An 11,340-nucleotide genomic window follows, 5' to 3' on the forward strand; every position below is an offset into this window, starting at 1 on the left:
AAAATTTTTCTGATTATGAAGTTATGTCTATTTCTATTGGTTTTCTTTACTTTCTCGTTGACCGCTAACGTGCGGGCACAGAAGGAAAAGGTGAACTTGAGTTTGAAAGAGGTATCGATGAAAACTTTGTTTGAAGAGATACAACGGCAAACAAGTTTTTATTTCGTGTTTAGTGCAGAACAAACCCAAAGATTGGGGATGTTTACCGTTGAGGCAAAGAACGAGAATCTGGAAAATGTATTGAACCGGATTTTTGCCAATACAGGATTTGTTTACGAGTTTAATAAGGATTTAATTATAATACGCCCGAAAGCTGATGTTGCGCAAGCGAAGAAAGAGATTCGGGTAGTAGGGAAAGTTACGGACGAGAAAAAGTTTCCGTTACCCGGTGTGACCGTGCAGTTGAAAGGTTTGCAACTAGGTACGGCGACGGACAAGGACGGGAATTATTCCATCCGTTTCGTTGAGTCGGACAAAGGCATGATTCTGGTATACTCGTTTATCGGAATGGAAACCCAAGAAATTAAGTACACGGGCAAGGACACGATCAACGTGGTGATGCGGGAAACCGTGGCGGAATTGGAGGAAGTGGTGATCAACACAGGATACACGAGGGTGGATGCCCGCAAGAATGCCAGTGCGATCACAACGATTAAAGCGGAAGATATCATTACTCCCGGTTTGCAGACGATTGACCAGATGTTGGAGGGATATGTCCCCGGTATGATCTTTATGCAGAATACCGGACAGATTGGTGCGGCTCCCCGTTTGAGAATCCGTGGTACTTCTACCGTGTTGGGTTCGCAGGAACCGCTTTGGGTCGTGGACGGGGTTGTGGTGAAAGATCCGGTGGATATAGACCCGCAGGATATTAATGACCTTGATTTTGTGAACTTGTTAGGTAACGCTATTTCCGGATTAAATCCGGAGGATATCGAACAGATCGACATCTTGAAGGATGCTTCTGCCACGGCTATTTACGGTAAAGAGGCTGCGAACGGTGTAATTGTGATTACGACCAAAAAAGGTAAGCAAGGACCTCCGACGGTGAGTTACTCGCTTTCCGGTTCATTTACACAACGCCCGAGTTATAATGACAGGAGCGTGAATATGATGAACTCGAAGCAGCGAATAGATCTTTCCCGGGAGATGATTGAAAAAAAGATGGCTTATCCTTCTAACACGATGTGGGTGGGGTACGAGGCGGCTTACCGGGAGTATCTGAATGGCCGGATCAGCTACGAAGAGTTTGAACGGCAAGTGAATTATTATGAAACGCTGAACACGGATTGGTTTGATATTTTGATGAAGAATGCTTTCTCTCACAAGCATACTTTAAGTCTTTCGGGAGGTTCGTCCGCGTTGCGTTATTATGCTTCTTTGGGGTTGAACAACACGGAAGGAAATGTACGCGGAGAGTTGAACCGGGGGTACACCACGAATCTGAATTTATCAGGGAGTTTCGATAAGTTTACCGTGAGTTTCGGGTTGCAGGGGAACGTGTCTAAGAAAAAATACACACCAAATGATGTGGGTGTTACCGAATTTGCTTATAACACGAGTAGGGCGGTGCCCGTGCGTAATCCTGACGGGAGTTACTGGTATTATGGGAAAGCAATGACATTGCCGGGAGAAGACGGACCGTCTTATTATATGGTAAATATTTTGGAAGATAGGGATAATACTTCACAAGAGATCAATCAGAATGGTCTGACGTTTCAGGCAACAGTGGATTATCAGGTTTTGCCAGCCTTAAAATTAGGGGTACTGTTATCGTATGCTTTCTCGAATTCAAATTCGGAAGTCTGGCACGGGGAAAATTCTTATTATTCCCGGAGTCTGGCAAAGTTTGAAGGAGCGACGGAAGTGAATTTTAAGAAGAATAGTACTTTGCCGATCGGTGGGGAACTTAAAGAGAGTCGTACGGAGCGGAATGCTTATACCGTTCGGGGGCAGGTAGAATACCGGGAAGCCTTGGATAAGGATGAATTCCACGTGTTAAATGTAAATGCCGGGGGAGAGATCAAATCAAACAAGTATAACACTTATGCTAAGACAACTCGGGGATACATGAAAGAGAGAAGCAAGATGGTGGCATCTGTCGATTTTTCAGAATATCCGAAATATTTGGAGTGGTTAAGAACTCCGGCGGCTTTAGGACAATACACGACACAGAATTCACATGATGTTTCAGTTTATTTGACCGCGGGGTATAGTTATAAGAATATATATAATTTCAGTTTCAATGCTCGTGCGGATTTTTCTAATGAATTCGGAAATAGGGCGAAGGATAAATTTTTTCCGATATGGGCGGTTGCTGGACGTTGGAATTTGTCGGAGAATGTGTTGAAGGAGGTGTCATGGATTAATGACCTTTCCTTACGAGCTTCTTTCGGTTATCAGGGGAATGTACCTCAGGTATCGCCTCGGTTAGTTATTAAAAAGGAAGCAAGTAGTACGCTGTTCAACGAATTGTATTCTTCCGTGTCGCAATTCCCGAATCCGGACTTGAAATGGGAGAAAACGGCAAGTACAAACGTGAGTGTTGATTTTGCGTTGTTCAAAAGAAAGATAAATGGTTCTTTATCTTATTATTACCGGAAAACCACGGATGCTTATATGCAAAAAAGTATTTCGGAAGTGAATGGGGTGACAGGGTACACTGTGAACCAAGGAACAATCACGAATCAAGGAGTAGAGATCTCTTTGAATTTTACACCTATCAACACGATGGGGGCAGACGGAAAAGGTTTTCGTTGGCGTTTTGATCCCCAGTTAGGGCAAGTGATGAATAAATTGATCGATAAAGCCGTGAAAACGAAGGATAAAACGGTACGGGATGATAAAGATATTACTTACTCGGATTACCTGAATGGTACGGTGCAAACTGTGAAACGTTCGTTGAATGGTTTTTATTCTTACCGTTTCATGGGCTTAGATCCGAAAGACGGGCGTCCGATGTTCCCGAACCTGGAACAAACGATAGGGGAGGGGGATGACGCTGTTGATTATGGAGAACAGTTTAAGATAATGACAAATGAAGAGCGATATATGTCGGTTATGGAATATTCTGGTACACGAGTACCTTATTTGCAGGGCGGTATATTGAATAGTATCTCGTATAATCGATTTACACTTTCGATAAATCTATCGTATAGTCTTGGTTCTAAAGTGCGTTTGTTGAAATTGTACTCGGGGATTTCAGGAGAGAATTCAACTTTAGCTCCGAGTCCGATGGAAAATGTTCGGAAGGAGTTTTTGAAACGTTGGCGGCAGCCTGGTGACGAACAGTATACAAATATCCCGAGTATATTGAATAATTCGGAATTTATGCTGACTGTTGGTGCGAGTGGGCCTTGGTGGTTGAAAGATGCATATAATGAATCTGTCGATAGAAAGAAGATTGCCGAGAATATTTGGCAAATGTATGATTACTCGAATATCAGAGTTGTAAGTGGTGATTATTTGAAGATTCAAAACGTTTCAATCCGTTATAATTTGCCCGAGGCTATTTGTAAGAAGATTCACATGAAATCAGCTTATGTGTCTTTAACCGGAACTAATTTGCACACGTTCTGTAGCAAAAAACTGAAAGGTCAGGATCCGACTACACAATCGGGAAGTGCCTCTACGATATCGATGTCGTTGCGACCGACATATTCATTTAGTTTAAATGTTTCATTTTAATAGAAAGAATATGAATAAAATATATCTATATGTGATAGCGTTACTTTTGGTAATTTCTTCCTGCGGTGAGTTTCTGGAGGAGGAGTCACAGAATTTGAGTTATGTTCATACAACTCAGGATTTGGATGAGTTGTTGATCGGAAACGGATACTTGCAGAAAAATACAACCGGAGATCCATATCGTTTTGTATGGTTGGATATGATGGATGATGATGTGACACATTTTTTAATGAGGGCTCCAACGGATTACAGTACCGTTATCTTTAATTTTATGCGGTATTTTTACAGATGGGATTCTTATCCTTTCAATGACGACCAACCCAATTTGTGGGCTGGTGCGATGGGGTGGAGTAAGCTCTATAGCTGTATAGGTATGGCGAATGTAATTTTGGGTGAGATCGAACGATTCAAGGATGAAAAGGAGTATAGCCGGATTAAGGGTGAAGCTTTTTTCCTAAGAGCATTTTATTACTTCTACTTGGTCAATATCTGGGGACATCCTTATAATCCTTCATCGGCTTCCTCGGATTTAGGTGTGCCGATTAAATTGACGGATTATATTGAAGATAAAGGATATAGTAGGAATAGCGTAGAAGAATGTTATCAACAGATAGTAAAAGATGCTAAAGAAGCAATTGTTTATTTGGAGGGGGTTGTACAACCTTCGACTCGGAGAGCGAATCAAAATGCCGCCCGTGCTTTATTGGCTAAAACGTATTTGTACATGAATCAGTATGAGTTAGCGTTGGAGCAATGTAATGCTATTTTGGAGAAACCGGGTGATTTGGTTTTGTATGATTTGAATGCGATGACTGTGAGTGCTTTTTATACTATACAGAGAAAACAAATATCAAGTGAGTGTGTTTTTACGAATAGTTATGGTCCGACGTTGTTCCAGACTACGGCAGAATCCATAGCAGTTTCTTCAGATTTACTAAATTGTTATGATGCCGTGAATGATTTGAGGTTTAATTCGGGTAAGGATTCTCACTTCTTTAGGTATTATTCAGGAAGTTATTTTGGTTGGGTAAAATCCGGTAATAACGAAGTACATAGTATTAGTCTGTCTTTTCCGGAGGTATACTTGAATAAAGCAGAGGCTTTGGCGATGTTGGATCGACCAGATGAGGCTATCGAAACGTTACAAGAATTACGAGTAAAGAGAATGCTTGATGCCGGAACAATAAATTTGACGGGAGAAGACTTGGTTAAATTTATCAGGGAGGAACGGCGTCGGGAACTTTGTTTTATGGGACAACGCTGGTTTGATTTGAAGCGTTATGCGGTACATCCCAAATATCCGAAAAAGACAAGGATAGAACATCCTTACTATACTTGGACAGGAAGTAGTGTCATGCTTGAGAAAACATATGTATTAGAGGAATACCCGGGTGATGGAGGATGGTTGATGCCATTCCCGAGTAGTGCGCTTATATCGAATGAAGGGGCTTTGAAAAACAATATGCGTCCGGAGAGATAAATGTGAAAAATATAAAGAAAGAGTATGAAAGCAAAAATATTATTTTTAGGATATATATGTGGGTTATTTCTTTTTGGCAGTTGTTATAAAGAAAATGATATAAGCCCGTCGTACTTGGATCGGAATTGGTATGTTCTGGAAGATTCTGAAAATCCATTGGATCATCAAAGGTATCTAGTGTACAAAGAATATGGAATTCCTATCTTTTATAAAGATACGATAGGAAGTCAAAACCGGGGGGTAGATGCTTTCGGGGAACCGGTGATATATTACGAGGTGATTAATCCGGATTACACGATCGAGACTATGTTTAAGAAAACAACGTTTGAGTTGAGTGAGCAAGAGGATGATTTAATAAATGGAGTGAAATTGATTGGCGAAAGAGTGATGCCGGAGTTGATTTCTCCTGTATTATACCCGCGTTGTTTCTTGCTAGTGAAAAAAATAACTTTATCGAATGTGTCTTCTTATGAAGCAAATTGTTTCCGAGGGATGATGACAACGTTGGTTTCTTGCGTGGAAAAACTGAAAGACATGAGTGATGCGGAATTGAAACGGTTAGCAATGGAAGTTGTTGGGGAACAGATTGGGGCATATTTGGCAGATAGTTGTATGGTGGAACTGGAATCATTCATTAATGTATCGAGAAAAGAAGTGAATCCGACAGGAACTTTGTACTCATTCCGATTGCTGTTGAATTCTAGCCCTAAAATGGCTCCTGTGGAGAATTACGGATTCTTATCTTTTGATAGAAAAGAGGCCAATAATGCAAATACTTGTTTTACTGTAACGGAACAGCGGGACGTGATGGATTACGTGACCGAGGTGTACATGAATGACGATGTGGCTTTCAAGGAGAAATATAAAGATTATCCTTACGTGCTAAAAAAGTATGACTTGATGAAGAAAGTCGTGGCGGATATAAAAGCCAGATTTAAATAGTGTTGAGTTTTATTGATATGATGTTTTTCAAGGTGTTATCCTAAAGATAACACCTTGAATTAAAAACTCTTTGTGTTTAAAAAGAGGGGTGTTTGGTTCGACGTATTAAAAAAAGATGTATGAGTAAATGGTTAGTATGGGGTGTGTGGTTAGTGTATTTGTTGGCTTGCCCTTGTTCTGCGGATGCCGGATTCTGGAAAAAGAAGAAGAAAGGCAAGGCGGAGGTAAAGGTGGAGTTGAGCGAGTACGATAAATTATTTAAAGGGAAAAGATATGAAACCGCTATCAGTAAATTTATGGCGGTACATAAAATGGACGGAAAGGTTTATTTGGAATATCCTTTGCGACTGATGGGGAGAGAGTTGTTACTTGCTTCTACGACTACGGTTTCCACGGATAACACAGTATGCACGAATGGTTATAAAGAGAATACTCCCTTGCATGTCCGGTTCACGTTGGAGAACGGTATGGTACAGTTGAGGAAGGTGAATGCTTGGATAGCTGCGGATGGGGATAAAGAGAAGATGGAACAGATTATTCGACAGAATTACAGTGATCCGGTAGCGGCGGCTTACAAGGTATTGGCGTATACGCCGGATAGTTTGGCGGTGGTGTTCGAGATGACGGGGATGTTTTTGAACGAAGAACCTCAGTTGTCACCGATACCCGACGAGAGTGGGGGAATGAAGGTGACGGCTTCTTATAATGGTAATCTGTCTTCTGTGCTGGAATTAAAGGCGTTTGAAGATAACGTGTCTGTGAAATCACGATTGATGTATAATTATTCGGTTACTTATGACCGGATGGCGTTGGTGAAAGATCAACCGCTGAACGTGGAGGTAACCCGGACTTTGTTGTTGTTACCGGAAAAGAGGATGCGTCCCCGGATTTCTGATTTGAGATTAGGGGTATTTCTGACGCAAAAGCGTTATCTGTCGGAGCGGGGTGAAGAGGTAAGAAAATGTACTTATGCCAATCGTTGGCGTTTGGAGCCTCGGGACGAAGAGGCTTATCGACGGGGAAAACCGGTAGAACCCGTGAAGCCTATTGTTTTTTACGTGGATACACTTTTCCCGGAGGCTTGGAAAAAGCCGATACGGGAAGGGGTATTGAAATGGAATCGTGCCTTTGAGAAGATCGGTTTTAAAAACGTGATGCAAGTACGGGATTTTCCCCGGGATGATCGTTCGTTTGATCCCGATAACTTGACGTATTCCTGTATTCGCTACGTGCCGACAGGGGTGGCTAATGCCATGGGACCCTCGTGGGTAGACCCGTCTACCGGAGAAATATTGAACGCGAGTGTATTGATTTATAATAACGTGATCGAGATGATTCGGGGCTGGCGCTTCGTGCAGACGGCACAGGTAGACCCGTCGGTACGGGGAAAGGTGTTGTCGGAAGCGGTATTACACGAATCGTTGAGTTACGTCGTGGCACACGAGGTGGGACATTGTTTGGGACTGATGCATAATATGGCGGCATCGAGTGCTTATCCCGTGGATTCATTGCGTTCGGTCGGGTTCACGGGGAAATATGGTACGACACCTTCGATTATGGATTATGCCCGCTTTAATTACGTGGCGCAGCCCGGTGATGCGGGAGTGAAGCTGACACCCCCGGATTTAGGAGTGTATGACGAATTTGTTATCCGGTGGTTGTACACGCCTGTTTACGGGACGACTTCGATATGGGACGAGGCGAAGGTATTGGAAAGTTGGGTGGACGAGAAAGCGGATAATCCGATGTATCGTTTCGGAAGACAGCAACTTATGGGGCGTTATGATCCGTCCGCAATCGAGGAGGACTTGGGAGATGATCCTATGAAAGCGGGAGAATACGGTATACGGAATCTGAAATATATCCTTGCCCGGTTGAATGAATGGATTGAAGATGATCCGGCGGCGGAGTATCGTCAGCAATTGTATGATTATATTGTAAATCAATACTATCGCTATATCCGGAACGTGACCTATAATATAGGGGGAATATATCTTTCCGACGCCAAAGAGGAAAGTTTTTATAAACGCTATCGACCGGTACCCGCTGAAATACAAAAAGCTTCTGTGAAATGGGTGTTCGAGCAGTTGAGGGATATGGCGTGGTTGGATGATCCGCTTGTGTTACGGAAATTCCCGTTGGGAATGGCTTCGTCCGTGAATTTGACAGAGATTATCGGCAAGCAACTGATCGCCTCGTGTAGCCGGGTTACCTTGTCGGCTTCACTCGCGGGAGGATATCCGGTCGGGGATTATTTCAATGATCTGTATGCGGGGATATGGGTGAGTGCTATCGAGGGACGGGAATTGACGGCGGGAGATATGATCCTGCAATCGCTATTCGTGAAACAGTCGGAGGAACCGATGAAAACGATGGTTGGAAGTCGGGTTGGCTTGACAGATGGAGATTGTCCGACGTTGTTGGATACGTGGTGTTATGGATTGGACCCGACGGGAATGACGGAGCGGTATATCGGCGTGATACGGCAACATGAATTGTCCCGTTTCGGGAATGGGTACGGGTGGCAACGAGTGGTGGATACCCGGGCGTTGGAAGAGATGCCGACTTATTATTTAGAGGCTATGTTTAAAATAAAGCGTTTGCTGGAGGAAAAGATGGAAAGTTTCACGGGAAAGGATCAAACGCATTATCAAGCGATGCTGTTCATGATAAAGCAGGTTTTGGGTAAACAGGCGGGAATGAATTAAAACAGATGATTATGAGAAAGTGGATAATACCTTGTATAGTTTTGGTTGCTCTGGGCTTTTGGTCTGTTTCTACCGTGTCTGCTTCCGAACGAAAGAAGCGGAAAAAAGAGGAGACGGTGCAACCGGGGAAATACGAGAAACTGTTTCAAGGTAAAAAATATATAACAGTTTCCGGTGATTTTATGACATTGCATAAGATGGACGGGAAACTTTATTTCGAGATGCCGTTGAAGTGGATGGGACGGGATATGTTGCTTGCCTCGGCTACTTCCGGGACGAGTGACAATCTGGCTGCCGTGAGCGGATATGCGCCCGGTGGAGGGATGCACGTGCGCTTCATGATACAGGACAGCACGGTGCAATTGCGACTGGTGGCAACTTCCGTGACAGTAGACGAGAATAATCCCCGGATGAGGCAAGTGATGGCACAGGGGTATAGTGATCCGATATTGTATGGTTATAAGATTTTGGCATATAATCGGGATAGTTCGGCAGTTGTTTTCGATGTGACATCTTTATTTATTTCGGACGTGCGGGAGCTTACCCCGATCGTTCCGGCTTCCGGGCAATTCCGGATCACGGGAAAGATGACGCCTGCTTATTCTCATTTGGGTGAGGTCAAGGCATTTGACGATAACGTGTCGGTAAGGTCTTCGCTGTCCTACTCGATTAGTGCTTACTATTTTATATTTCCGGTGATGAAGCAGGAGCCGGTAACCGTGGAGGTAACCCGGACATTGATGTTGTTGCCGGAGGATAAGATGCGTCCCCGTTTGTCGGATTCCCGTCTTGGGTTGTTTCTGACGGAACGAGAACATATTCCGGTCGAGGGTGAGGCTATACGTTCCTATTCGCTTGCCCGGCGGTGGCGTGTCGAACCCCGGGACGCGGAGGCTTACAAGCGGGGTGAACTCACGGAACCGATGAAGCCGATCGTCATGTACGTGGACAATCATTTTCCGGAAGGGTGGAAAGAACCAATCAAGAGGGGGATATTGAGATGGAACAAGGCTTTCGAGAAGATCGGTTTCAAGAACGTGATTCAAGTGAGGGATTTCCCGACGGACGACTCTGATTTTGATCCCGATAACCTGAAATACTCGTGTGTGAGGTATATTCCTTTCACGTTGGAAGAGGGTGTCGGTCCTTTTTGGGTAGACCCGTCATCGGGTGAGATATTGAATGCCCGGATATTAATATTCAACGACGTGGTAAAAGCGATTCAGCGGGATCGGTTCGTGCAGACGGCACAAATAGACTCTAACGTGAGGGCAAAGAAGATACCGGACGAGGTGATTGGCGAGTCGTTGGAAGCTATGGCAGCACAGAAAATGGGGAACTGTCTGGGGCTGATGAATAATCTGGCTGCTTCTTACGCTTACCCGGTCGATTCGTTGCGTTCAGCTTCTTTTACCTTGAAATATGGTATTACACCTTCGATCATGGATCGGTTGCAATATAATTACGTGGCTCAACCGGGAGATCGGGGTGTACGATTAACTCCGCCGGATTTGGGTGAGTATGATGAATTTGTTATCCGGTGGTTGTACACGCCTTTGTGGGATATGGCTTCTTTCGAGGAGGAATCCCGGGTGCTGGAAGCATGGATAGATGAAAAGGCGGGAAATCCGGTCTATCGTTTCGGGAAACAGCAATGGATGAGTGCTTACGATCCGTCTTCATTGGAAAATGATTTGGGGGATGACGTGTTGAAGGCGGGTGATTACGGGATAGCGAATTTGCGGTATATTGTTTCACGTTTAAAGGATTGGATAGAAGATGATTCGGATGCCGCTTATCGTCGGCAGTTGTACTCGGCGTTGGTGACGCAATACGAGCGCTATCTGATGAGCGCTCTCGTTCACGTGGGCGGGATATATTTAACGAAGGTAAAGGAGGGAACCCCCGGAGAGCGTTTCTGTCCGGTGGCTAGAGAGCGGCAGAAGTGCGCCGTGCCGTGGATTATGCGGCAATTGCGAGATAGTGAATGGTTGGACAACCGGGAATTATGGGAAAAGTTCTCTTTGGGTTTGCCCGATTCGTGGAGAACCCGTTCCAATGTGATTTCCCGTTTACTCGCCCGTAAATCTTACGTGGCATTGTCTGCGCATTTGTCTGATGATCCTTACTCGATGGAAGAGTTTATGCAGGACGTGTATGATGAGGTGTGGAAAACGGTCATGGAAAACAAGGAGTTGACGCTAGTCGATAAATTGATGCAAACGGAATGGCTTGGGGCTTGCCAGTCCCGGGTGGCTACTATCGGGGGAAAACAGTTCTCGGCTGCCACTTTACTCGCTTCGGAAGAGGTGGATTTGACGGCATTCGGTAATGGCTACGGCTGGCAACGGATGATTGAAACCCGAGTGTTGGAGAACGAGGCGATTTATTACTATAAACTGGTGAAAGAGTGCAACAGGATGTTGAAACAAAAGGTTGCTGCGGTACGGGATGAAGAACGTCCGCACTACCGGGCGATGCTTTTGGTTACGGAGAAAATATTAGAAGAAAAATATAAATAAT

Annotated in this window: 5 protein-coding genes; all 5 read left to right on the plus strand. The window is 44.2% G+C overall.

Annotated features, from left to right (window positions below):
* Positions 1–15: 15 nt before the first annotated feature.
* The 5 genes from ACK8P8_RS08955 to ACK8P8_RS08975 all read left to right on the plus strand — a co-directional run bounded on the left by ACK8P8_RS08955 (position 16) and on the right by ACK8P8_RS08975 (position 11,339).
* Positions 16–3,687, plus strand: coding sequence for a SusC/RagA family TonB-linked outer membrane protein (locus ACK8P8_RS08955; RefSeq protein WP_410025792.1), 3,672 nt, complete (start codon positions 16–18; stop codon positions 3,685–3,687).
* A gap of 10 nt (positions 3,688–3,697) precedes the next feature.
* Positions 3,698–5,167, plus strand: coding sequence for a RagB/SusD family nutrient uptake outer membrane protein (locus ACK8P8_RS08960; RefSeq protein ID WP_369858985.1), 1,470 nt, complete (start codon positions 3,698–3,700; stop codon positions 5,165–5,167).
* Between the two features lie 24 nt (positions 5,168–5,191).
* Positions 5,192–6,109, plus strand: coding sequence for a hypothetical protein (locus ACK8P8_RS08965; RefSeq protein ID WP_369858984.1), 918 nt, complete (start codon positions 5,192–5,194; stop codon positions 6,107–6,109).
* A gap of 119 nt (positions 6,110–6,228) precedes the next feature.
* A complete protein-coding gene (locus tag ACK8P8_RS08970; protein WP_369858983.1) occupies positions 6,229–8,817 on the plus strand; it encodes a zinc-dependent metalloprotease in 2,589 nt (862 codons plus the stop codon).
* 11 nt (positions 8,818–8,828) lie between these two features.
* The gene (locus ACK8P8_RS08975) at positions 8,829–11,339 is read left to right on the plus strand and encodes a zinc-dependent metalloprotease (RefSeq protein WP_369858982.1); all 2,511 of its coding nucleotides are present in this window, start codon (positions 8,829–8,831) and stop codon (positions 11,337–11,339) included.
* The last annotated feature ends 1 nt before the right edge of the window (position 11,340 follow it).

This window comes from Butyricimonas muris, from assembly GCF_046365375.1.
Taxonomy (GTDB): domain Bacteria; phylum Bacteroidota; class Bacteroidia; order Bacteroidales; family Marinifilaceae; genus Butyricimonas; species Butyricimonas muris.